This is a genomic window from Malacoplasma penetrans HF-2, assembly GCF_000011225.1.
Lineage (GTDB): Bacteria > Bacillota_I > Bacilli_A > Mycoplasmatales > Mycoplasmoidaceae > Malacoplasma > Malacoplasma penetrans.
In genome coordinates, this window is sequence record NC_004432.1 from 571,804 (window position 1) to 597,580 (window position 25,777).

The following is a 25,777-nucleotide window of genomic DNA, read 5'->3' on the forward strand; positions in this document are numbered from 1 at the left end:
TTAATATTAACAAATCAAATAGTATGAAAAATAAAAATAAATATTAAAAATATAAAATTGTAAAAAGGAACAAATATTATATGAAATTAAGCAAAAAATTATTAATTGGAAGCATTACAACTCTTGGAGCTATTGGAGTTGGTGCAACAGTTGTAGCACCTTTAGCTAATGATGCAACTGTTGCAGCACCTTTAGCAGATTCAATTGCTCAAAAAAACTCAAGTGAAGTAGATGTTTTAAAAGATACTGCTGATAGTTCTAAAGAAGTTAATAACTCAGTTACTGAAGTTACTAAACCTTCTGAAGATGTAAAAGCTGATACAGTAGTTACTGAAACTGCACCTTCTCAAGATGAAAAAGTTGATTCAGTAGTTACTGAAATTGTAACTCCTGAAGTTGAAGATGTAAAAGCTGATACAGTAGTTGATGAAGTATCTGTAACTGAACTAATAAAAGATGCTACTGCTCCAAAAGATGGAACAGAAATTGAATCATATGTTCTAACAGATCCTGTTACTAACAATGAAGAATTAAATAAATTTTTAAAAGACAACTTTGATAATTTGGTTAAACCAACATTTAAAGGTTATTTTGAAAATGTAGAGGTTTCTTATAAAGATAATTCTGCAGATTTTAATAAAAAAACATTTAAAATTAACATTAAACCAATTTCTGGTCATGGATGAGAAGATGGATCTGGCAATAAAGAAAAAGAAATGTCAGTTTATTTATCTAACATGTCATGATCAGCAAAGATTGAAATAGATTCTAATAAATCTGTTGCTTATGAAGTTTCTAAAATGGGATTCACTAGTGCAAACCACTTAAATACTTATTTAAGAAGTAATTTCTCATCTTCTAATTTAAAAAATATAAAATTTACTAATGTTGATCAAATTCAATATGTTGAAGGATCAGCAAAATTAGCTGCTTCAGGTTCAAGTCAATTTACTATTAAAGTTACACCAAAAGCAGGAGCTATTTGAAACAAAAATGAGGGTTACCAATCAAAAACAATTAATGTTTTATTTGCTTCAGCAGTACCTGTAACTTCAGTTTCAAGTTCTGATAAATTTAACTATAGATTATCAATTGCAGATGTTTGAAACAATGATTCTTTTGGTAGCAAATTAACTGAATTATTTAGAAAACCAAATAATGTAAAATCAAACTTAATAGGTGATTATTCAAATGTTAATTTAAAATTTGTATCTGGTTCAGCCAACTATGAAAAAGGTGAATTTAAACTAGCTGCAACTCCTATTAATGGTTTCCAGTGAAGTGATTTTACTAGTGGTGATAAAATAATAACTGTTAATGCTAATAATATTCAAAGATTTAATACAGCTCTTCCTGTTAAAGTTGGAAACAGTTTCTCAAGTCTTGTAAAATTAACTCCAGCACCTTCAATAGTTGTAACTGGTAAAACTAAAGATCATACAGCTTATGAAGCAAAATTCACTATTAATACTTATGCTGCTGAATTTGGATGATATTCAGTTTGAAGGTATTCAAAAGATGGTGGAAAAACTTGAAGTGCAACTACTAATATTGGAAAAACAAAAACATTCAATCTGTCATCATGAAAAGTACCTAAGGGTTCTTTAGTGAAGTTCCAAATTATGGGGAAAACATATTATACTGGTCCTGCAGTTGAAGCATATGCAATGACTTTTAATGCTGTTTAATTAAAATTAAATTTTAAAGAAAATCAAAAAAATGACTTGTGGTTTCACAGGTCATTTTTTATTTTATTGAAGACAACCAGATTAATTATATTTATCTATTAATGTTTTATGAATTATTAAATATTTTTTAGCAATTTTTTAATATATTTTAAATTTATTTTTCAATTAATTAATTTGTTATTTTACATACATTTTTTTAAAAATGTTTAAAAAATAGGCTTTAAAAAGTTGAAATGGTTTTTCTAATAAGGTAATATAAATAATGCCACAACATAAAGTTTTGGCTTTTTTATTGGTATATATTTCTAATACCAATAATAATCAAAAATATAAATTGTTAAAAAGGAACAAATATTATATGAAAATAAGTAAAAAATTATTAATTGGAAGCATTACAACTCTTGGAGCTATTGGAGTTGGTGCAACGGTTGTAGCACCTCTAGCTAATACTGCAACTGTTGCAGCACCTTTAGCAGATTCATTCACTCACCAAAATTTAAGTGAAGTAGAAGTACTAAACAATGTTACTAATAATTCAGAAGAAACTAATTCAGTAGTTAATGAAGTTACTTCTGTTGAAGAAAAAACTGAAGAAGTTAAAAATGTTGCTACTGCTCCAGAAGGAACAGTAACATCAAATCTTCAAGTTCCAGCAGGTAATCAATATGATTTAAATTGATTCTTAAATGAATATTTTGAAACAAAAGTTAAATCTTCATTAAGTGGTGATTTTAAAAATGTAGATATTTTTTACAAAGTAAACTCAGCTAATTTTGAAAATAAAACTTTTCAAATTAAAGTTACTCCATCATCAGGATATCAATGAAATGATAGTACTAATAGTGAAAAAGAAATAACTGTTTCTTTAACTAACATTATTCCATTAGCAGAAATGAAAATAGAATCTGCAAGAGTTATTAATTATAATGTACCTAGAGCACACTTTACTAGCACTGAACATTTAAACAATTATTTAAAAGGAACTTTTTCATCTAAAAATTTACAATATGTAACTTTTAATAATGTTGAAAAAGTGGAATATGTTGATGGTTCTGCAAAAATGTCAGAATGAGGTTGAACATTATTCACTATTAAAATAACTCCAAAATCAGGAACTGCATGATACAATGGCAGCACTCAACCAAGAACAATTTCTGTAAGTTTTGATTCAGCTGTTCCAGTGGCTTCTGTTTCAAGTACTGATAATTTTAGTTATGAATTATCTACATCAGATGTATCAAATGATAGTACATTCAACACTAAATTAGAAAGTTTATTTAAAGATCAAAATAATGTGAAAAAATATCTTTCTGGAAATTATTCAAATGTTAACTTAACATATGTAAAAAATTCAGCTAACTTTGCAACTAAACAATTTCAAGTAACTGCAACCCCTAGTGGAAATTACTTATGAAGTGATTACACTAAAACTGTAAAAACTATAACTATTAAAGCAACTAATTTTTTACAACTTAATACTCCACTTCCAGTTAAAGTTGAAAACAGTTTCTCAAGTTATGTAAAATTAACTCCAGCACCTACAATGGTTGCAACTGCTAAAACTATAAATTACACAACTTACCAAGCAAACTTTACTATTAGTCCTTATGCTTATGAATATGGATGATATAATGTTTGAAGTTATTCTACTGATGGTGGTAAGACTTGAACTTCAAATAACAATGGTATGTCAAAAACTTTCAATGTATCAAATACAAAAGCACCTAAAGGTTCTTTATTAAAGTTCCAAATTATGGTTAGATCATATTACAATACCCCAGCAGAAGAAGGGTATGCAATGACTTTTACTGCAATTTAATTTAAATTGTATTTAATAAAAATTAAGAAATGACTTGTTATGACACAAGTCATTTTTTATTGTCTGACTTTAAAAAAGATATTATTAATAACATATCTATATATTTGATATTTACTTTAAAATCAAACTCCATATATAATTAAATTAGTAGGAGTTAATAAAAATAATTTTTAAAAAAATTATTTTTAGTATTTGTATGTTTAAAAAAGATTTTTGAGAAAAATATAGCATTAATAGTTCAGAAACCAAATCTTGTTCAATTTGTAATTCAATTTGTTCTAACTATTTATCAATCCAATCAGCTAATGATGGATTAATTGTTTTATGTAAAAGTTGTGGAATAGATTCAGATAGTACAACTAAAGAAACTTATATTAAATCTCTAAATGAATTACATTTAGAAAAAGATCTTTTATTAGATAAAATATTAGTTTATGAAAAATACATTAATTCTAATGGTGAAAGAAAATCTGATTTTGATAAATTTAAAGAACAATGAGAATTAAGAAAAGACATTAGAAATATAGATGGTTAATATATAAAACTATTACAATTCATTAATCTTAAAAGATAGTATAATATCTATACTATCTTTTTTCTTTATATTAATATTTAGGTTTATTTAACTATGGCAAAACACAGAAGAAAAAACTATTCTAAACAAAGAAGAAAAAGTCACTCAAGAAAAAGTAATAAATACATATATGCATTATCAGTTAGCTTAGTAGCACTTGCAGTAGTTGGATATGGTGTTTATTATATAATTCAAAACAAAGAACAAATATTTTCTGGAAGCAGTAATTCTAATAATAATCAAAATCAAAGTTTAACAGGATATGGATATGTAAGAAGTCCATATGGTGCTAAATTTAAAATTGTAGATAGCAATAAAAGTTTTGTTATGGCTTCTTCTCACTTTGACTCTCCTGGTGCTTCAACTTCTGCTAATAGCTTAAATGAAGTTGAAACTAAAAGTTCAATATCTAACCAAGGTAGTCAAGAAGTTAAAGAAGCATCTAATACAGTTAGTGTTTTAGATGAATTTAAAACATATTTTAGTTCTGAAAATATTATCTTTTTTGCCGATACTAATATAAGAAAAGGGAATCAAGATAAAGCATTTAGTACTTTATCTAATAGTAGTTATTCAATGTTATTTAAAGACAATGATACCTATTCTACTTCTTTATCTTCTACTGTTAATACTTTTGCTAACTCATATGATAAATTGATATATTCATTTAATAGTAATGATTTATCAATTTCTAATGGAACATATGATGATATTAAAAGTGTTATTAAACCAAATTATGAATCTAAAACAGGATTTGCTATCAATACTTATTTAACATTACCAAGTACTAACTTTACAGATGGACAAGGATGAGTAGATTATTCAGATAAGTATTATAGTAGTAACTCAGATGCAGTTTATAACTATGTTAAATATTTAATCTCTGATCATATTCCTGTAGGAACTGATATTAGCTATAAAAATAATAGTAGTTCTGATTCAACTATTAGAGTTGGTGGATGAAACACTTTAAACTTCAATTTATACAATAAAGAGATACCTTCAGATTTTGATGTTTCAAACCCAACTAGTACTAACACTGAAACTAAAAGAATAGTTCATGAAATCAATGTTGCTAAAATCATTAGTAAAGCAAAATATGATTTAATTGGTTTAATAGAAATTAATAAAAACACAACTCAAGAAAGTGTGAACTACTTTCTAAACTATTTAAATAGTGTAGACACAAATAACAATTCATACAAAGCACTACTATCTGAAAATACTCCAGCTATCAAACAAGATAGTGGTCAAATAGAACAAGTAATATATTTATATAATTCTAAAAAGATTGAGTTAGATAATTCTATTAGTCCAAAATTCTATAACTCATATTCAGCTAGTACTTTAAATGCTTTTGACATTTTTATTAATTCATTAAATATTAATTATTTAAATAATAAAGAAATATAGAAAAGAAAAAATCCATTCAACTAAGAATGGATTTTTTAAATTTATATATAGATTAGTTTTTAATCTTTTCTGGATTATCTTCTACTTTGTTTTCTTCTTTTTTATTTTCATCTTTTTGCATACTAGTTTTAGCTATGCTTTTGAAAAGATCTTCAAAATTTAAGTTATCTAAATTGATATTTTCCATTAATGATTTCATTTGGTCATTAAGTTTGTCAAATTGAATAGAACTATTAGAGAAATTTTCTAATATGTAAGTGATGAAATCATCTACACTACTTAAATTCATTTTTTCATAAATATCTTTAGATTGTTCGTAGATCTTTTTAATTTTGTCAAAAGTAGCCAAACTAATTTCTATTTTAATTTTTTCACTCATTGTATAAACCTCTTTAAATTATGCTTGGTTGTATTTATTATATAATACTAATTTTTATATATTATAACTATGCTTTATATTTTTCTGGGTGTTCTTTTTTCATTTTGTTAACGAATTCATCTTTATCCATTTTTCCATATTTTTTCATTAACTCAACACACTCATTGTATTCTTTAGTAGCTCATGCACTATCTTTAAAACCTTTGATAACTACTTTTTTATTTTGTAGCAATTTGTAAGTTTCAAAGAAGTTTTGGATTTCTTTAAGTGTATGTTCACCTAAATCACTTAAGTTATTAATATGTTTGTATCTTGGATCACAATCAATTACAGAGATTAGTTTAGTATCTGTTTCTCCATCATCTATCATTTCCATTGCACCAATAATTTTAGCTGGAACAATAATTCCTGGTAAGAATGATTGATCTGCAATTACTAAAGCATCTAATTCATCACCATCTCAATCTAATGCTTCTTTAATAAAACCATAATTGTGTGGGTAAACTTCTGTACCAAATAAAATTCTATCTACACTAATTTGGTTTGTTTTTCTATCATATTCATATTTAACATTTGATTTTTTTGGGATTTCAATAGTTACATTTAATTTCATTTAATTCACCTATATAAATAATTATTTCAATGTATTTATAATTTTACATTTATTTGTTATCTTATCTTTATAAAATTACTTATTTTATAAATTGGTTTTCAACTTAAAAGATATAATTTAACCAATTGAGATAAATTAAATAATTTATCTAGGGTAAAGAAGATGATGTTTGATGCTAATAAATCTTTAATTGCAAATCTTGCTGCTAGTAATCAGTTAACTACTCATGAAGCATTAGCTAATACATCAACTTTTGAAATCTTAAAAACTTGATGAGATACAAGCATTGCTTTAAGTACTTTTGCTTCATCAACTTTACTAGCTTTATTTACTTCTTTTACTATTTTCTTTTTAAGAAACCACTATAAAACATTAAATGAAAGAAACCCATTTGTAAGACCTTTGATTTCTTCTCTTTGTGTGATTGCTGCACTATGTGCTGGATGAATTATCCAAATGATGTCTAGAAATAGTCCATCATCAATTACCTATTTCTCAATTTCAATTAGTCCTGTAATTGGTAGATGAGCATTTGAAGGAATGATCCATGGATTTAATTTAGTTTCTAAAGGTTTGATTTATGTTATAGGTTTTCACTTCTTAGGTTTAATGACTGGTTTTCTAATTGCTAATTTAATAATCTATTTTATTGGTGATAAAAACCCAGCTAAAGATTATAGTTTGCAATCTACTTTTGGGACTAAACCATTAAGTACTAAAATGCATTTTGTTAAGAATTCTAGTGTTTGATTAATAGTTGGAGCAACTGTTCCTTTTTGTGGTTATTTTGTCTATATTAGTTCTAGTAGTGGTAACCAACCTTTTTCTCCTTTAATGTCTGTATTTTGTGCTTTAGCTATTATGTTTATTATGATGGTATTAACTCATAGAATTGGATACTATGATGGGAACATGTTGTATTCAGTTTGTATTCAATTATCTAATATCTTTATTTTAAAAAATAAAGATAGAAAACAAATTTATAAAAACATTCCTATATCTATTACTTTTGCACTTGGATGACCATTTATATGAGGAATCATTTATGGTGTTCTTTATAATAACAATATTTAATTAGCTTAATTTATTAGTTTTACAAGCTTATTATTGTTTTATTAAGGACATTATTTTTTGAAAACTTATTTAATAAATATAAATATAGATATGTTATCATTATATATGCTGTGTATTTAGTATTACCCAGCTCAACCATTCTTGTAGGTTTTTTCAATTAATTAATAAGATTGATATTTAAACTCCTGGTCATTATTAAATGATTGCAGTTGAGTACCAAACAGGATGAGTCTAGTTTATATTTATGGAGGTAAAAAATGTTTGCTATTTTTGAAGTAGGAAGTAAGCAATACAAAGTCCAAAAGGGTGATGTTATCTATGTTGAAAAACAAGATAAAAAAGTAGGTGAAAGCATCTCTTTTGATAAAGTACTAATGGTAGATGCTACTATAGGAAAGCCTTATATTAAAAATGCTACAGTTTCTTGTAAAGTTGAAAAACAAGGAAAACAAAAAAAGATTTTTATTATAAAGCATAAAAGATATACACGTTCTTTAAAAAGACAAGGTCATAGACAACCTTACACAAAATTAGTTGTTACAGGAATTAATGTAAAGTAATTCAATGATACTAATTGATTTTTATTTAGATGGTTTTAAGGTTTCTGGGCATGCACAATATGATGATGTTGGAAAAGATATTGTCTGTTCAGCCATTTCAGGAATTTGCTTTGGAAGCATTAATTGATTTGATCAAAAAGATATATTGATATTTGAAAGTGATCAATCAAAACCTGAATTAGTTTTAAAACTTAAAATGAATCAAAGAAATAAAATTGGGATATCTTTAATAGAAACACAAGTTAAAACAATAAGTGATTCATATTCTCAATTTTGTAAATTTAAAAAATATAATAAAGAATTGGAGAAATAGTTTATGTTATTAATTAAAAAAATAAATTTACAATTCTTTGCCAGTAAAAAAGGGGTTGGTTCAACTAAGAATGGACGTGACTCTAATCCTAAATATTTAGGTGCTAAAAAATCAGATGGAGAATTTGCTAAATCTGGTCAAATTATTTACAGACAAAGAGGAACTAAAATTTATCCTGGTAAAAATGTAGGGTTGGGAAGAGATCATACATTATTTGCTAAAATTGATGGAATTGTTAAATTCACTAAATTTGGTGATAATAAAACAAAAGTTAGTGTAATAGCTAAATAAATTAGAGAATGGTGTTATTGTTTTCTAATGTTTCTTATGTGATAATATATCAAATATTAGTTAACAATCAGATTTAATATGAAAAAAAACAAAGAGAAAAAAATACCACGCGAAAGTGGTTCATATATAAAATTTCTATTAATCCTTGGTTTTGTTTTTTCAGCTTCTTGTTTAATTGTTGGTGCAGTTTTAACAGGAGTTTATTTTAAGAACTTTGATACATATTTAAAGTTATTAAGTAGCTGAAAAGGTGGACCTGGGTTTCAAGATTATATCAATAGTCACAATACTAACTATGAAACTTATAAAAATGAATCTGGAACAACTTGAGTATATGCAAGTTATTCATTGTTTACAGTTGGAATTGTTTTTCTAGTAGTAGGTTTAATAACTTTAGGTTTATTCATTTTCTTATGAAAAAGAAAAAAAGAAAGTTTTTCTAAAGGTGAAAAACACAAAAGAGTTAGTGAACCAGCACCTCGTGAATCTATTGACAGAAAAGAATCTCTTAAAAAAGTTTTAGTTAAATCACCAAATTTATCTAATGATGTTTAATTAATTTAAAGATAATAATCAAATTGGTTATTATCTTTTTTTATTTTATTTAATTTCATAAAATTTTGTAATTTCTTGGTATCTAATAATTTGTTTAATTTATTTAGAATTTTATATAGAAAGGAGTTATAAAAAATATGGTAGATATTACACCAAGTCTGAAAGCTATCAAAGATTTTAATTATTTTGAATGAATTAAAAAAATTGAAAAAACTGGTATAAATTCTATTCATTTAGATTTTATGGATTGTACTAGAACAAAAGATTTTGGATTAAGTTTTGAAATCTTAAAGTACATTGATCCTTCTATAAGAAAAGATCTTCATATTATGGTTGATGATGCATACAGGTTAATTGATTTTATTCCTAAAGTTGAAAATGTATATATTCACACTCACTATGATATGGTTAAAGATTGAGAAAAATTTATTGAAAAAACAAATAAATTAAATTTTAAAACTGGCATAACTATTGATTTAAATTTTAGACATTTTGAAAAATTAAAGAGCTTTATATCAAAAATTGATTTAATTAATTTTATGGCAGTAGAAACCATAGGCAATACAGGAGAAAAATTTGATAATAAAGTTTTGTTGAATGTAAAAAAGATTATTGATGAATTTCCATTAAAAAAGGATGTTATCTTACAAGTAGATGGTTCTGTAAGAGAACAACATTTAGCAGATTGTAAAAAATATTTTAATTCAATAGTGGTAGGTTCTATCCTTTTTGAATTTGATGATTTAGAAAAAAGACTCTTTGAATTGCAAAAATAGCTTTCATTTATTCTTTATAGTTTATTGGTGTTATTTAGAATTCTATAAATATAAAAATAAGTGAGTATGTTGAGATGCTAAATAAGATAAAAACAAGTTTAATAAGATATTTGATTGAACATAATTCAGCAAGTATTAATGAACTTACAAATTATTTAAATATTAAATCTAGAATGGTTTATTTATATATAAATGAATTAAATTATTTACTTAAGAAAAATAATTTTAATGAAATAGTGGTTAAAAAAGGATATGTATCTTTAAACCTATCTATTGAGCAATTAAACTTTTTAATTTTAAATAATTATTATTCATTTTCACAAGATGAAAGAATTGATTTCATTTGTTTTGACATTATTGTTTTTGGCAACAAAAGAACATTAGAAGATTATGCTAACCTATTTATCATTTCAAAAAACTCTATATCTTCAGATTTTAAAAAATTAAAAGATAAATTAAAAAAATTAAATCTCAATTTAACTTACAGTACAGATTTAAGATATCAAATATTGGGAGATGAATTAGCAATAAGAAGTTTTTTAATTAATTATGTTAGTTCATATTTATTAACAAATGATGAAATTATAATGTCTAAATTATTTGATGTTTCAATTTTAAAAAATCAGTATATTGCAAATAAACTAGATGATTTAAATTCTTTAAATAGAAAGAACACAAAATCATATCTTGATCTAATTCAGTGTTATTTATCAATTCTATTTATTTACTATAAAAAGAAAAAGTTTTTAACTATAGATGAAAAAGATAAATCAATATTGAGTTCTCTAAAAGAATTTAAATTCTCTACAGATTTATTAAATGAATACTGCAAAAACAATAAAATTGAAAATAACTATTTAGATGAAAATTATTATTTAACTATTTTATTAACATCTGGGAACATTATTATTAGTGACAACAAACTTAAGTATCATAAAAAGATTTTGTTAGGACTAAAAAACTTAAAAGATGTTTTATACAAAATGTTAAGTGAAATTGAAAAGAATCATTATATTTTCTTTTTTGAAAAAGATAAATTAGTAACAGATTTGATAAATCATTTGATTCCTGCATACTATAGAGCAAAGTTTAATTTAAATGTTAATGTTGAATACTTAAATATAGTTAAAGAAAAGTATAAAAAATTTTTTAATATAACTGTAAAACATATAGGTGTAGTTGAAAACTATTTAAAAATTAAGTTCAGTCAGGAAGAGATAGCTTTATTGTCATTATATTTTGTTAGCAATATTTTATATAGTTCTAAAATGATGAAGAAGATAAAAACAATAATAGTTACTAATCAAGGTTTTAATATTTATAGAGTATTAAAATTAGAACTTGAAAATATATTCACAAATTTAGACATAGTTAAGATTGTTAATATTGATCAATTTTTAGAATTAGATGAGAAATTTGATTTGATATTGAGTTCAACTTTTTTAAAAAATGTAGAGTATGTGAAAATTAATAACATTTTAAGTGAAAAAAATAAAAAAGAAATCAATAACAAAATAAACACTATATTAAGTGAAAAGATAAAAAAGGAAATTCCTTTATCACTAGTTTTAAAAAGAGATTTTATCAACATTTTTGATGAAAAAAATTTATCTTGAGAAAAAGCAATTAAGTTATGTACAGATTCTTTAATTAAATCAAAAAGAATTAATGTTAACTATATTAAAGCAATAATTAATAACATTAATAAATACAATTCAGTAATTACTTTGTCTAATAAAATTGCTATGCCTCATGCTTCTTATTTAGATGGTGTAAACAAATTAAGTTTTACTTTTAATATTTTTAAGCATCCTGTGGTATTTCCAGGAAAATCTAAATTTAATATTTCTTTAATAATAATTTTAGCTCCTGAAGATAATGAAAAACACATCAAACCTTTATTTGAATTGGTTGATATTTTGAAACAAGAAGAAAATGTTAATAGACTTTTAAAAATGAAAGATACCAATGAAATTTATCAATTTATTTTAGAAGGAGAATAAATTTTATGACAAGTAATGATTTAATTGCTTTTCATAAGGGCAATATAAGTTGACAAGAATCTATCCGATTAGCTGTGTCACTGTTAGTAAAAAACAATATTGCTGAAAGTGGTTTAGCAGATGAAATAATTAAATCCACTTTAAAATATGGTCCATATTATGTGATAGCTGAAAAGGTTGCACTAGCACATACTGCAGTTTGTGAATATAACAAAAAGCCAGGAATGTCTCTTGTAATATTTGAGAATGCAATTAAGTTTAGTGAAAACCAAAAACATGAAGTTAATTTATTGTTTTGTATGTCAGCAATTGATTCTGACTCTCATATGGGCATATTACAAAAATTTGCGAATACTTTATCTCAAAAAGATATAGTTTCAAAAATCTTAAATGAGTCAGATAAAACAAAAATTTATGAAATATTTAAAGGATTAATATAACAATGAAAAAAATTTGTACAGTTTGTGGTCAAGGATTAGGATCTAGTTTAATAGTTGAAATGAACATTAAAAATGTAATTAGTGAACTAGGGCTGACAGACAATGATGTTCAAGTAACACACAAAAATTTAAATTCATATTCACCAAGTGATGGGTTTGACTACATTATTTGTGGTATTGATTTAGCTGATAGTATTGATGCTGGAAGTGGTCAAAAAATAGCACTTGAAAATCTTCTGAATGTGGATGAATTGAAATCAAAATTATTAGAAATTTTCAAAGGAGATAAATAATATATGGATATTTCTCTACAAGTTGGAGCAGGTGAATGGTCCTATCTCTGTTTAGAGATTTTGTCGGGACACCTGCAATATTAGTTGGCTTGTTTGCTATGTTAGGAGCAATTCTATTAAGAAAAAAAGCCACAGAAATTATCACAACTTTTTTTAAAACTGCTGCTGGTTTTTTAATAGTAACTGGTGGAGCTACTGTAATTAGTGGAGCGCTGACTAATTTTCAAGCATTATTCACAGACCTTTTTAATATAAATGGGATAATTCCAAATAATGACGCTTTTGCTGGATGATTCTTCTCAAATTATGCAGCAATTTCACAACTAGGATCAATTGTAATGGTAGTGGCAATGATTCTAAACTTAATATTGGCATACACTAGTAGATTTAAATACATTTTCTTAAGTGGGCATGTATTATTCTATATGTCTGTAATGCTAAGTGGTGTAATGATTTTAAGTGGATTAGATGTAAACACAGTTGGTGGTTATGCAGTAGCTTTAATTTCATCTTCTACAATTTTAAGTGTTTACATGGTACTATCATGTGCAATGTTATACAAATGAACAAAGCAAATTACAAAAGTTGATACTATTACAGTTGCACATACAGGGTCTTTAAGTTATTTAATGGGTGGATTAATTGGAGAATTAGTTTACAAAATTAAAAAAGGAAAAAATATAAAATCAACTGAAGATATTAAATTCCCTAAAGGATTACAATTCTTTAGAAATACTTTTATTTCAATGGCAATTACTATGCTAGTTGTTTACTTGATTGTTTATGTTCCACAAGGAATTATGTATCAAACTGGAATTAAATTATTAAGTGCAAATAATCCAAACTATGACATTATAAATGATCTATTTAAACCAGGTGCTGCAACAAACTGAATAGTTAAATGTATTATAGAAGCGTTTACTTTTGCTGCTGGAGTAGAAATTGTTCTATTAGGTGTAAGAATGATTGTTGGTGAATTGGTACCTTCATTTAAAGGGATATCAGATAAATTAATTAAAAATGCAAAGGCTGGAATTGATTGTCCAGTTGTGTTCCCATATGCTCCAAATGCTGTACTAATTGGTTTTGTGTGTTCAGTAATAGGTGCTATTGTAGGTTTAGGGTTATCAGTGGCAATTTCATCATCTAACAACATAATTGCAATTATTTTACCTGGTATTACTGCTCAATTTTTCTTAGGTGCTACTACTGGTGTATTTGGTAATGTAAAAGGTGGGTTAATTGGGTGTATTGTTGCCTCTTTCTTGAATGGTATTATTATTACTTTTGTTCCAATTATGTTTTCAGCAGCTGGATGAACTCCAAGTAATGCAACTTTAGGATGAGGGGATACTGATTACTTCTTAGGAGCAATTCCAGGATTACTATCTTTACCGAGTTCTATTGGTGTTAAATATGGATTATTATTAGCAATTCCTATTGCAGCATATGTTGGTCTTGTAATTGATGGTTTATTAAAAAGATTTGTATTTGATAAAAGAAAAGCTGCAAAAATACAACAACCAGAAATTGGAATTAATGAATAATGGATTATAGCAAATATATTAATAGCATTAGGTTATTATCTTTAAATGCTATTAAAAAAGCTAAGCAAGGACATGTTGGAATGAGCATGTCTGCAGCTACTATAACTTATACATTGTTTACTAAACACATTAATATTTCCAGTGTTGATCCAAAATGAATCAATAGAGATAGATTTATTTTAAGTGCAGGTCATGGTTCGTTATCAATTTATTCAATATTGCATTTTAGTGGATTAATCTCTTTAGAAGAGTTTAAGAAATTTAAAAATAATAGTGAAATTGTTCCTGGTCATCCAGAGTATTTAAAAAACAATTTTATAGATGCTTCAACTGGCCCTTTAGGTCAAGGAATTGGAATGGCTGTTGGAAATGCAATTGCTCAAAAGTATATTGTTAATAAATTTAAAAGTATAAGTGATTTGTTTGATCATTATGTTTATGCTTTAGTAGGTGATGGAGACATACAAGAAGGTATCAGTTATGAGTCTATGAGCTTAGCTGGGAAATTAAAACTAAATAAACTAATAGTATTGCATGATTCAAATGATTATCAATTGGATAGTTCTGTAGAAACTGTATTTAATGAAGATTTACAAAAAAGAATGGAATCAATGGGGTGATTTTATTTAAAAGTAAATAATGAAGTTGATGAAATTGATTTAGCAATTTCCCTTGCTAAAAAACAGGATAAGCCAACTTATATTGAAGTTAAAACTTTAATTGGATATGGGACTAAAAATATTAATTCAAACAAATCTCATAGTATGAGTTTATCTGAAGATGACATTGAGTATGCTAAAACAATTTTTGATTTAAAAAATGAAGAATTTTCTTTTGGTCAAAACATATATGATCACTTCAAAACTGAAGTTTTAAATAGAAATAGGAAATATGAAAAATGATTAAATAAATTTAAAGAGTATGAAAGAGAAAATAATTCAGATTTTATTAAGTTTAATAATTATTTAAAAAGAAACTATAAAATTGAAGAAATTCTTAAAAACATTAAATTTTCAAAAACTTCAGTAGCTACAAGAAATTATGTAAAAGATTTGATGGACTGCTTAAAAAATCATAATTCAGATTTTATTATTGCAGGTTGTGCAGATTTAGAAGCTGCAACAAATATTAAAATAAATGATTCAGATTTTAATTATGATTATTCTTCTAACAATATTAAATATGGTATTAGAGAATTTGCGATGGGTGCTATCACTAATGGTATCTTGCTGCATAGTTGTTTAAAAACTATATCAGGAACTTTTTTGGTTTTTAGTGATTATTTAAAAAGTGCTATTAGATTAGGAACATTAATGAGCTTACCTAACTTTTATATTTTTACTCATGATTCATATCAAGTAGGAGGAGATGGCCCCACTCATCAACCTATAGAACAACTTGCAATGCTAAGAAGTATTCCAAGAGTTAATGTATTTAGACCATGTGATGAAACTGAATTTTTAGCTGCTTCTTATAAGGCTTTAAAATCAACATCAGAAACTAACATTTTAGTTTTAACTAGACAACCATTAAAATCTAAAATTAATACATCTTTAAAAGGAACTATTAATGATGGTGGTTATGTTTTAGAAAGTGATCAAAATCCTGATATCACAATTGCAGGATGTGGTTCTGAAATTGATTTATTGTTTGATGTTAAACAAGATTTAAATGATCTAAATTACAAAGTTAAAATTGTTTCTATTCCATCATTAAATATTTTCTTAAATAATAAAGAATCTAAAATAAAAGAAATCCTAAATTCTAAATATGGTTTATTTACTATAGAACCATCTTCTGATGCTTATTGGTATAAACTTTCTTCATATGTAAAATCACATATTCATTTTGAAGCAAAAGAATATGGTAAATCAATGGATGGTGATGCACTATATAAAGAAAAAGGTTTTAACAAAGATAATATTAAAAATCTTATTTTAAGGAAGTTAATAAAATATGACAATAACTAGTATTTCAATAATTGTATTAATTTGTTTGGGTGTAATTTTAGTAATAGGTGCTTTGATTTATACTAAGTTAATTAAGCCAAATACTTTTGCCTATACTTCTACAAGTTTTTATGTTAAACAAATTTTAAAATCTAAATTTAAGAAGTTCAAAAAAGACAAATTAATAAAAGAAGGATATATGGATGTAAGTTGAAATTTGGAAAATACTAAATTTGGTAATGTTCCTTATCTTTTGTATGAAGAATCAATTTATTTAATTTCAAATCCTTTATATTGAAATATTAGAGAAGTTAAAGAAGAGAACAACAATATAATATGTGAATCTAAAAAAAAATAAATTTGCATTACCACCAGATGTTTCATTCTTCATAGATTTTTGCAGAGCTTTTAAAAAAGAATATAAAGTTAAAGAAAACACAAAGATTATTGTTCCTTGTTTAAATAAAGAATTTAAAGAAGACACTATTCAAAATATTCATTTCGTAAAAATTGATAAAATTGAAGAATTTATTACAACAATAAAAGAAAGTAATAAAACTGACATAAGTTCAACTTTTGAAGAAATAAAAAAGAAAATGATTGTTCCTAAGAAAAAAAGAGGAATATTCAAAGAAAGAAATGTCAGTGTGTTGTAAGTCTTTATAAATTCTTATTGCCATTTATTTTTAAAATATTAAGTTTTCATTTTTATAAAAACATAAATTTTTATGCATAAAAAAATTAAATGTATTTGAAGATTTCTTGTTTTCTTATAAAAAAAGTTTAAGGCTTTAGTTATATATTCAAATTGTGAAGTATTTAAAAAACCATTCTTTTACAAATGGATCTTCACACTAATTTGAAAAGGATTTTTATGGATAATAAAAAAATTACAATCTATGCTCCATTAGATTGCAGTGTTTATCCGATTGAAAAAATCGAAGACAAAGCCTTTGCTTCAAAATCTTTGGGTGAAGGTGTGTTTATTATTCCTAAAAAAGGACAAAATAAGTTTTACTCCTTTTTTGAAGATGCTACTATTTCTTTAGTAGCAGATACTAAACATGCTTTCTTTATCAAAGATCAATCAAGTAAAGTTGTTGGTCTTATTCATATTGGTTTAGAAACAGTTAATTTTAAAGGTGAGCCTTTTAATAACAAGGTTAAGCCTGGTGATAAAGTAAATCTAAATTCGCTTCTAACTGAAGTGGATTTAGATTTTTTATTACAAAAAAAGATAACTTTATCTACCCCGATTGTATTTGATAAACAAGAAAATTCTAATTGACAATTCAAGCCAATTCCAAAAATTGGTAGTGTTAAAAGAGGTCAACCTATTGGTTACTTAGAATATGTAGAAAATAAAGAAACTGCTGCAAATACAAAAAATGAAAAAGCAGTTACAGAAGATGGAATTATGAAAAGTAAATTCCAAGTAGCTGCTGAAAATATTTATGGTTTTGTTGGCGGTTATACTAACTATACTAATTACACTAACTGTATGACTAGATTTAGATTTATGGTTAATGACAAGAATAAAGTTGAAGTTAATAAAATTAAAGAAATTCCAATTGTAAAGGGAATTAATTGAAATGGAAATGAACTTCAAATTATTATTGGTGGTGATGTAATTAGAGTTAGAGAATCTTTCAATAAATATTTAGAAAGTATTCATGTTCCTTTAAAAGATGCTGTGGCTAGCAAAGGGACAGAATCTAAACAAGAGTCACAACAATTTGCAACTAAACAAACTAAAAAAGGATTTAGAAATAGAGTACTAGTTCCTTTAGTTAGTTGTATTATGCCAATCCTTTATGTTTTATTAGCAGCAGGGATATTTAAAGGGATTTACTCTATTTGTAATATTATAGATCCTGCAAACTTCCCAAGTAGCATGGGGACAACTTTTGCTGGTTTAAATGCAACAGCACAAGGTTTATTTGGTACCACAATAGATGGAATATCAGGTGTTCAATGGTTTGCATATGTACTATTTGTGATAGGTGATGTTGGTATCAACTTCTTAGGGATATTAATATTCTTCTCAGTTGTTAGATATATGAAAGGAGATATGATAAGTGCAATGGGTGTAGCCCTTGTATTGATTGCTCCTTCTATATATGGTTATTTTGACTCTACAAATGGTACTACAACTAGCTGACAATTAGCACCTGCAGTTCCATTGGGTGGTGGATTTAATATTACTTATTCTATCCAATCATATACAAACTCAGTTTTAGTTTGTGGTGGTACTGGAGTTGCATATGTATACTTTGATAGATGAGTTAAATCTTGAATGCCTGGAATGCTAGATGTTGTTCTTAGAATGGCATTAGTAATTCTATTTACTGTTGTATCAGTTTACTTTATATTAGGACCTGCATTAAGTGTTGTTCAAACTATAATAGGAATTATATTTAATGCATTAAGTTCTATCCCTTATGGTATTGGTGTAGCATTGTTTGCTCTATTATGACAACCACTTGTGTTAACTGGTGCACATGGTGCAGTTGCGGGTGTTTTAATTGTTCAAGTTTATGCTACTCAAGCTGGAACTTCATTAATGTGAGGTTTAATGCTAGGAGTATTTGGACAAGGTGCAGCTGGGTTTGCAGTAGCTGTTCACACTAAAAACTCTGAATTAAGAAAACAAGCATTGACTGGATTTGTACCAGCTTTACTAGGGATTACAGAACCTGTAATTTATGGGGTAATTCTTCCTAAAGTTAAACCATTTTTAACAGGTTGTTTAGCTGCAGGAATTGGTGGATTATTTGCAGGTATCTTTGGTGTTGCTTCATATTTAAGTGGTGGACAAGGAATATTAGGAGTACTAGGTTTAGTAGTTAACCAAGCATGAATGGAAAAAGATGCTACTCCAATTAATTTATTAACAGGTCTTAAAAATGATACTGCTGCAAACTTAACATATGGTGTAATTAGTATTTTAGTAGTTTATGGTGCTGCATTATTATTTGAGTTCTTCTTAAATAAAGAAAGATTACAAGAACTACATGCTACTAAAAAAGCAAATAACTTTTTATTGAGAACTTGTGTTTTAAAAACTTGATACTTAAATGATCAAAAACTACAAGATACTTTATCAAAACTAGAACAATCTAAAAAAGGTTGAGATAAGTTTGTTTTAAAACTTTACTTAACTTGATTGATTAATGCTTATAAAGTTAAATATCTTTTCACTATTAAATCTAAAGTAAATAAATTAATTATGTATGCTGCAAATGTGAAAGACCCTAATAGTGAAAAAGGAAAGGTAAAAATTGCTACAAGTTTAAAGAAACAAAAAGATAAAAAAGAATTAGCAATCAATGTATTAAAAAATAAATTTAATGAAAGTGATTTTAATCAATTATTAGTTTTATCTAATGAATTATCAAAAGCAACTGATCTTGTTACTCATCAATTTATATTAGATGCAAAAGCATATGAAAAAGATGTAATTATTGATGTGAAACTAAATACTAAATTTAATTCATTAAGTGATAAAGCTGAAAAACAAATTATTAAGATTCAAACTAAAATTGCTAAGTTAAAAAAACAAGATAAATCTGATAGTTTAGTTAAAGTTCAAAACTTAGAACAAAAACTAAAAGATTTAAATGTTAGTAAAAAAATGGTAGAAGTGGAAAACAAAATTGACTCTAGAAGAGAAAACTATGAAATGTTGAAAAACAAATTATTAGAAGTTAACAATCAATATACTTCTATTGTTGATAATGTTTTAAAAGAAACTGCAACTTATTTAAAAGATGAAAAATTTGCTAACCTAGATTCTAAACACTTTAATGCCATTCACTCAGTTGATGTATGTTATGGTAAAGAAGTGGCAAAAATTAATGAATATCACAAATATCAATTGTTTAACATTAACTTAGAAAACTAAATTTATTTGTTTAATTATTACAGTAATATACTGTATATAAGAATAGATAAATTCTTAGATAAAAATATCTTATAAGGAGAACTATGAAATTCAAAAAATTAGAAAAATTCCCTGAAGGGTTTTTATGAGGGGCATCATCTAGTGCTTATCAAATTGAAGGTGCTTGAGATGAAGATGGAAAAGGTATGTCTACCCAAGACTTACCAAAGCAAAATGTTGATGGATGAGTAGATTGATCAAAGATTACTGATTTTAAAGTAGCAAGTGATCAATACCATAGATATAAAGAAGATATTGCTTTAATGGCAGAAATGGGATTTAAAGCATATCGGTTCTCAATTGCATGAACTAGAATCATTCCTGATGGTAATGGTGCTATTAATAAAAAAGGAATTCAACACTACCATGATGTAATTGATGAATTATTAAAACATGGAATTGAACCAGTTATTACAATGTATCACTTTGATTTACCATTGGCTTTAGAACAACAAGGTGGATGAACAAATCGTGATTTAATAGTTCCAGCATTTGTAAAATATGCTAAAGTACTATTTAAAGAATATGGACATAAAGTAAAATACTGATTGACTATCAATGAACAAAACATGGTAGCAATGGTTGGTGATATTTTAGGAATGGTTTCATCAGATCCAAAAAACAGATGAAAACACATGGCTAATTTAAATCACAATATGTTACTAGCTCAATCTTATGCTTTTATTTATTTACATAAAATGTGTCCTAATGCTAAGATTGGACCTGCTCCAAATATTTGTGTATACTATCCAAAAAGTTGTAATCCAGAAGATTTTACTGCAGCTAAAAATGCCCAATCATTACTACATTGATACTATTTAGATATTGCAGTAAGAGGCAAATATAACAATATAGTTTGAAAGTTCTTAAAAGACAATGATGCATTACCAGAAATTAGAAAAGATGACTTTAAAGTTTTTAAAGCAGGTAAACCTGACTTTATTGCTTTTAACTACTATGCATCAGGAACTGCAGAAAAAGATGAAGGAGATGCAGTTATCACACATGGTGATCAACACTCTATGTTTGATGTACCAGGTTTATATAAAGGTGCAGAAAATGAATATTTAGGTAAAACAAATTATGGTTGAGCAAAAGACCCTATTGGTTTTAGAAATACATTTAGAGAATTATATGATCGTTATCAATTACCTTTATTAGTTACTGAAAATGGGTTAGGAACTCAAGATACACTAACAGCAGATGAAAAGATTCATGATGATTATCGGATTGAATATTTAGAAAACCATATTAAAGAAATGAGAAATGCTATTAGTGATGGTGTAGAAATTTTAGGATACTGTCCATGAAGTGCAGTTGATCTTGTGTCTACTCACCAAGGTATTACTAAACGTTATGGTTTTGTATATGTTAATCGTGATGAATTTGATCTTAAAGATTTAAGAAGAATTAGAAAAGACAGTTTCTATTGATACCAAAATGTAATTAAAAATAATGGTAACAATATTGAATAATTCTTTAATAAATTAGTAAATATATGAAAATTAAAAAATTAAATCAATTCCCTAAAAATTTCTTATGAGGAGCATCTTCTAGTGCTTTTCAAGTTGAAGGTGCTTGAAATGAAGATGGGAAAGGACTATCTATTCAAGATGTCCCAAAAAAAGATATTGCTGGTTGAATAGATAGAAGTAAAGTAAGTGATTACAAAGTTGCAAGTGATCAATACCATAGGTATAAAGAAGATTTTGCTTTAATGGCAGAAATGGGATTTAAAGCATATCGATTCTCAATTGCATGAACTAGAATTTTACCAGATGGTGTTGGTAAAGTTAATCCACTAGGAATCAAGCATTATCATGATGTAATTGATGAACTTTTAAAACATAATATAGAACCTATTATCACATTGTTTCATTTTGATATGCCTTATGCTTTAGAACAACAGGGTGGATGATCTAATCGTGATTTAATAGTTGATGCTTTTGTAAATTATGCAAAAATTCTATTTAAAGAGTATGGACATAAAGTTAAATATTGATTAACTATTAATGAACAAAATATGCTAGCAATGGTTGGTGATTTATTTGGTTTAACAAATTCTCAAGAATCAAGCAATCGTTGACAAAATATATCAAAGATTAATCATAATATTTTAATAGCTCAAGCTAAAGTAATTAATGAACTACATCTAACAAATAAAAATGCAAAAATTGGACCTGCACCAAATATTGCAATTTACTACCCAAAAACTTGTCATCCAGAAGATGTGTTAGCTTCTAAAAATGCTCAAGCATTAATGCATTGATATTATTTAGATGTTGCAGTTAGAGGCCAGTATAACAACATTGTTTGAAAATTCTTAGAACAAGAAAATGCCCTTCCAGAATTTAGAAAAGATGATGAACAAATATTTAAAAATGGTAAACCTGATTTTATAGCTTTTAATTACTATACTTCTGGTACTGTTGAAAAAGCTCTTGATGTTGCAGTCACAACAAGAGGAGACCAACAAAATATGTTTGATGTTCCAGGAATGTATAAAGCTACATCTAATGACTTTTTAAATAAAACTAAATTTAATTGAACAATAGATCCAGTAGGTTTAAGAACAACATATAGAGAACTATATGATCGTTACCAATTACCATTATTGGTAACTGAAAATGGTTTAGGTTCCCCAGATGAATTAACTAAAGATTTTAAAGTTCATGATGATTATCGGATTGAATATTTAAAAGCTCATATCTTAGAAACAAGAAAAGCTATAAGTGATGGAATCCCTATAATAGGATATTGTCCTTGAAGTGCAATTGATCTAGTATCTGGATATCAAGGTGTTAACAAACGTTATGGCTTTGTATATGTTAATCGTGATGAGTTTGATCTTAAAGATTTAAGAAGAATTAGAAAAGATAGTTTTTATTGATACCAAGAAGTAATCAAAAATAATGGTAACAATATTGAATAATTTCTAATTCATTAACAAATAAAAAATATGGAATTTAAATTTGAATTCCATATTTTTTTATAACTTAAATAATTTTTGCATTTCTTTAGCAATCCCATCTTGGTCATTACTATATTTAGTAATTCTATGAGTTAATAGTTTTACAGTATGAGAAGCATTTTTCATTGCATACCCATTAGACCTTGTTAGCATATCAACATCATTTTCACCATCACCAAATGAATAAGTTTGGTTTAATGGGATCATATAATAACTAGATAAGAATTTTGTTACTGTTCCTTTACTTGAAAAGATTGAATTAACTTCTATTACTGTACCTGTTAAATCTGTTGGGATTGATCAACTTCTAACAATCAATGTATTTGTTATACTTTTGATTTTGAATGTAATTTCATCAATGTATTTTTTATCTTTAATATAAATTAAGATTGAGTTAACATCTTTATCTATTTTATCAATCTCATTTAAATCTAATGCTACAAAACCATCTTCATCACCTTGCTTTTTAGTATTAATATGAAATTTTGATAAAAATTCATATTGAATGAATTTACTTTTTTCTTCAGTTAAAACATATGTTCCTTCAATGTTTTCAATTAATACACAACCAATGTATTTTAATAATTTCTTATCAGATAAGATATGTTTAATTGCCTCTTTTGAAAACCCTAAGTTGATCATAGAAAAGTTAGGATCAGTAGGGTTAATAATATTTGCTCCATTTAAATTAGCCATTATAGTATCTAGCCCTAATTGTTTATAGTACTTAATTGCAGCTCTAATAGGACGACCTGTTGCTATACAAAATTTATTATTGTTTTTAGAAGTGAATTTTTTAATAATATCAACTGAAAACTGTGATATTGTTTCATCATCTTTTAATAATGAACCATCTAGATCACAAATCACTAAAGTTCTTTTATTTCAATTCATGACTACCCCTTATAAGTTCCTAAACCTAATGTTTGTTGAACAAGATTAATTTTTTTATTTACTATTTCATTACATTTTTTTGCATTCTTTTCTAATTTTTGTTCTATTTCATTACTGTTGAAATAAATTTGATATTTTTTTTGGATATCTTCTAATAGCAAACAAACTGCATCTGCTACTTTTGTTTTAAATTCACCATAGTTTTTGTTTTCAAATTCTTTTTCAATTTCATCTGTTTTTTTATTAGTTAAACAAGAATAGATTGTCATTAAGTTACTTACACCTGGTTGGTTTTCTACATCATATTTAACTTTATTTAGTGAATCTGTTTTAGCTTGCATAATCTTTTTTCTAACATCTTCAACTTTATCTAATAAGAAAATTGTTCCTTTGGTATTAGCATTTGATTTTGACATCTTAATTGATGGATCTACTAAATCCATGATTTTTGCACCCATTTCTGATTGGTAAATTTCTGGAATCTTGAATAAATTAGTTTTATATTTTTTATTCATTCTAATAGCAATATCTCTTGCTAATTCCATATGCTGTTTTTGATCTTTTCCAACTGGTACTAAATCTGCATCATACAATAAGATATCTGCTGCCATTAAACAAGGATAAATAAATAAACCTGTTGGAATGTTAGTGGTACCATTTGCATTTGTTTTTTGAGATTTATCTTTAAATTGTGTCATCCTACTAAGCTCACCCATATATGAGTGACATGTAATAATGTAACTTAATTGAGTATGAGCTAAAACACTTGATTGATAAAAGATAATATTTTTATCAAAATCTAATCCACAAGCTGCATAAATACTAGCAACTGATTTTCTATTTGATTCTAATTCCTTAGGATTAAAATCCACTGTGATTGAATGCATATCAGCTATAAAAATAAACATTTTGTTATCATTTTGTAAATTAATAAAATTCTTTAATGCTCCTAAGTAATTTCCTAGTGTTAAAGAATTTGTTGACTGAATTCCAGATACTATTGTTTTCATATTAATTAATAATGTCCTTATATGAATAAAAGATAAAATAAGTTAAAAAAGCTAACTTGTATTATATATAATTATATATATTATAAATTTAATATATAAATTAATAATATGTATATTAAATGCCTAACAATAATTATCAATAAGTGAAGGTACTAAAGTGATCAAGTTATATGTAAAATCAAATTGCTTAGGAAGTCAAAAAGCAGAAAACTTTTTAAAGAAAAATAATATTAGATTTGAAAGAATTAATTTAAGTTTTATTCCTTTGGATGAAGAAGAACTTTTCAAAATGCAAACAGTAATTAATCCTAATATTAGAGATATTATTAATTTTAATTCTGATTATTTCAATAATAATCCAGAATCAAAAGAATTAATGATGCAAGCTAACTTAAGAGATGTAATTACTTTTGTTATGAAAAATATTGATGCTTTAAGTTTTCCAATTGCAGTAGATGCAGATTCTAGAAGTGGGAAAGTTAAATCAGTTTTTGTTGGTTTTAATGAAAGTGAATGAAAAATCTTAAATGATGAAAACTATAGTGAAAGCTTAGATGTATTCTATACAAACTGTAGTAAAAATTATATTTTTAAATCTTGTTGTTGTTTTGATGAAGTTGCAAATGATAATACTAATATATTAGTAAACTTAGACAAGTAATTATTGTTTTA

At 25.9% G+C, this 25,777-nt stretch carries 25 protein-coding genes; 21 read left to right on the plus strand and 4 right to left on the minus strand.

Going from position 1 to position 25,777, the window contains the following annotated elements; translation table 4 throughout:
• The first annotated feature begins 80 nt into the window (after positions 1–80).
• From MYPE_RS02285 to MYPE_RS02300, 4 genes are all read left to right on the plus strand, one after another.
• Positions 81–1,688 carry a hypothetical protein gene (locus MYPE_RS02285; protein WP_011077259.1) on the plus strand — a complete coding sequence of 536 codons (1,608 nt, stop codon included), beginning with the start codon at positions 81–83 and terminating at the stop codon, positions 1,686–1,688.
• A gap of 358 nt (positions 1,689–2,046) precedes the next feature.
• Positions 2,047–3,507: a hypothetical protein gene (locus MYPE_RS02290; protein WP_083755109.1), complete on the plus strand. Its 1,461-nt coding sequence runs from the start codon at positions 2,047–2,049 to the stop codon at positions 3,505–3,507.
• 196 nt (positions 3,508–3,703) lie between these two features.
• The gene (locus MYPE_RS02295) at positions 3,704–4,042 is read left to right on the plus strand and encodes a hypothetical protein (RefSeq protein WP_011077261.1); all 339 of its coding nucleotides are present in this window, start codon (positions 3,704–3,706) and stop codon (positions 4,040–4,042) included.
• Between the two features lie 93 nt (positions 4,043–4,135).
• Positions 4,136–5,494 (plus strand): membrane nuclease, encoded by a 1,359-nt coding sequence (locus MYPE_RS02300; RefSeq protein ID WP_011077262.1) that lies wholly within the window; start codon positions 4,136–4,138, stop codon positions 5,492–5,494.
• Positions 5,495–5,546: 52 nt separating this feature from the next.
• On the opposite strand, the gene MYPE_RS02305 is transcribed toward MYPE_RS02300, so the two are convergent.
• Positions 5,547–5,873 (minus strand): hypothetical protein, encoded by a 327-nt coding sequence (locus tag MYPE_RS02305; protein WP_011077263.1) that lies wholly within the window; start codon positions 5,871–5,873, stop codon positions 5,547–5,549.
• Between the two features lie 67 nt (positions 5,874–5,940).
• Positions 5,941–6,486, minus strand: coding sequence for an inorganic diphosphatase (locus MYPE_RS02310; protein WP_011077264.1), 546 nt, complete (start codon positions 6,484–6,486; stop codon positions 5,941–5,943).
• A 162-nt stretch (positions 6,487–6,648) separates the two neighbouring features.
• On the opposite strand from MYPE_RS02310, the gene MYPE_RS02315 reads away from it, so the two are divergent.
• The 16 genes from MYPE_RS02315 (at position 6,649) to MYPE_RS02390 (ending at position 23,162) form a co-directional block, all read left to right on the plus strand.
• Positions 6,649–7,560, plus strand: coding sequence for an MAG4940 family membrane protein (locus MYPE_RS02315; protein WP_011077265.1), 912 nt, complete (start codon positions 6,649–6,651; stop codon positions 7,558–7,560).
• Positions 7,561–7,817: 257 nt separating this feature from the next.
• Complete coding sequence (gene rplU, locus MYPE_RS02320; RefSeq protein ID WP_011077266.1) at positions 7,818–8,120, plus strand: 50S ribosomal protein L21; 303 nt, start codon at positions 7,818–7,820, stop codon at positions 8,118–8,120.
• A gap of 4 nt (positions 8,121–8,124) precedes the next feature.
• Positions 8,125–8,433 carry a ribosomal-processing cysteine protease Prp gene (locus tag MYPE_RS02325; RefSeq protein ID WP_011077267.1) on the plus strand — a complete coding sequence of 103 codons (309 nt, stop codon included), beginning with the start codon at positions 8,125–8,127 and terminating at the stop codon, positions 8,431–8,433.
• Between the two features lie 3 nt (positions 8,434–8,436).
• Entirely contained in the window at positions 8,437–8,724 is a 288-nt protein-coding gene (gene rpmA / locus MYPE_RS02330; protein ID WP_011077268.1) for a 50S ribosomal protein L27, read from the plus strand.
• Positions 8,725–8,802: 78 nt separating this feature from the next.
• Complete coding sequence (locus tag MYPE_RS02335; protein ID WP_011077269.1) at positions 8,803–9,279, plus strand: hypothetical protein; 477 nt, start codon at positions 8,803–8,805, stop codon at positions 9,277–9,279.
• 137 nt (positions 9,280–9,416) lie between these two features.
• Positions 9,417–10,055 carry a d-ribulose-5-phosphate 3 epimerase gene (locus MYPE_RS02340; protein WP_011077270.1) on the plus strand — a complete coding sequence of 213 codons (639 nt, stop codon included), beginning with the start codon at positions 9,417–9,419 and terminating at the stop codon, positions 10,053–10,055.
• A 110-nt stretch (positions 10,056–10,165) separates the two neighbouring features.
• Positions 10,166–12,058, plus strand: coding sequence for a BglG family transcription antiterminator (locus MYPE_RS02345; protein ID WP_160162150.1), 1,893 nt, complete (start codon positions 10,166–10,168; stop codon positions 12,056–12,058).
• Between the two features lie 5 nt (positions 12,059–12,063).
• Entirely contained in the window at positions 12,064–12,498 is a 435-nt protein-coding gene (locus MYPE_RS02350) for a PTS sugar transporter subunit IIA (protein WP_011077272.1), read from the plus strand.
• A gap of 2 nt (positions 12,499–12,500) precedes the next feature.
• Entirely contained in the window at positions 12,501–12,791 is a 291-nt protein-coding gene (locus MYPE_RS02355; RefSeq protein WP_011077273.1) for a PTS sugar transporter subunit IIB, read from the plus strand.
• A 35-nt stretch (positions 12,792–12,826) separates the two neighbouring features.
• Positions 12,827–14,338, plus strand: a complete 1,512-nt coding sequence (locus MYPE_RS02360; RefSeq protein WP_011077274.1) for a PTS ascorbate transporter subunit IIC — start codon at positions 12,827–12,829, stop codon at positions 14,336–14,338.
• Positions 14,338–16,308, plus strand: a complete 1,971-nt coding sequence (locus tag MYPE_RS02365; protein ID WP_011077275.1) for a transketolase — start codon at positions 14,338–14,340, stop codon at positions 16,306–16,308. The genes MYPE_RS02360 and MYPE_RS02365 overlap by 1 nt, the downstream gene beginning before the upstream one ends.
• Positions 16,295–16,645: a hypothetical protein gene (locus MYPE_RS02370; RefSeq protein ID WP_011077276.1), complete on the plus strand. Its 351-nt coding sequence runs from the start codon at positions 16,295–16,297 to the stop codon at positions 16,643–16,645. The genes MYPE_RS02365 and MYPE_RS02370 overlap by 14 nt, the downstream gene beginning before the upstream one ends.
• A complete protein-coding gene (locus MYPE_RS02375; RefSeq protein WP_011077277.1) occupies positions 16,626–16,943 on the plus strand; it encodes a hypothetical protein in 318 nt (105 codons plus the stop codon). The genes MYPE_RS02370 and MYPE_RS02375 overlap by 20 nt, the downstream gene beginning before the upstream one ends.
• 218 nt (positions 16,944–17,161) lie before the next feature.
• The gene (locus MYPE_RS02380) at positions 17,162–20,191 is read left to right on the plus strand and encodes a PTS glucose transporter subunit IIA (RefSeq protein WP_044891251.1); all 3,030 of its coding nucleotides are present in this window, start codon (positions 17,162–17,164) and stop codon (positions 20,189–20,191) included.
• An 83-nt stretch (positions 20,192–20,274) separates the two neighbouring features.
• Positions 20,275–21,705: a glycoside hydrolase family 1 protein gene (locus tag MYPE_RS02385; RefSeq protein WP_011077279.1), complete on the plus strand. Its 1,431-nt coding sequence runs from the start codon at positions 20,275–20,277 to the stop codon at positions 21,703–21,705.
• A 23-nt stretch (positions 21,706–21,728) separates the two neighbouring features.
• Entirely contained in the window at positions 21,729–23,162 is a 1,434-nt protein-coding gene (locus MYPE_RS02390) for a glycoside hydrolase family 1 protein (RefSeq protein WP_011077280.1), read from the plus strand.
• A gap of 57 nt (positions 23,163–23,219) precedes the next feature.
• On the opposite strand, the gene MYPE_RS02395 is transcribed toward MYPE_RS02390, so the two are convergent.
• Entirely contained in the window at positions 23,220–24,095 is an 876-nt protein-coding gene (locus MYPE_RS02395; RefSeq protein WP_011077281.1) for an HAD family hydrolase, read from the minus strand.
• Positions 24,096–24,097: 2 nt separating this feature from the next.
• On the minus strand, positions 24,098–25,105 hold the full coding sequence (gene trpS / locus MYPE_RS02400; RefSeq protein WP_011077282.1) for a tryptophan--tRNA ligase: 1,008 nt from the start codon (positions 25,103–25,105) through the stop codon (positions 24,098–24,100).
• Between the two features lie 157 nt (positions 25,106–25,262).
• On the opposite strand from trpS, the gene MYPE_RS02405 reads away from it, so the two are divergent.
• Positions 25,263–25,766 (plus strand): hypothetical protein, encoded by a 504-nt coding sequence (locus MYPE_RS02405; RefSeq protein ID WP_011077283.1) that lies wholly within the window; start codon positions 25,263–25,265, stop codon positions 25,764–25,766.
• The last annotated feature ends 11 nt before the right edge of the window (positions 25,767–25,777 follow it).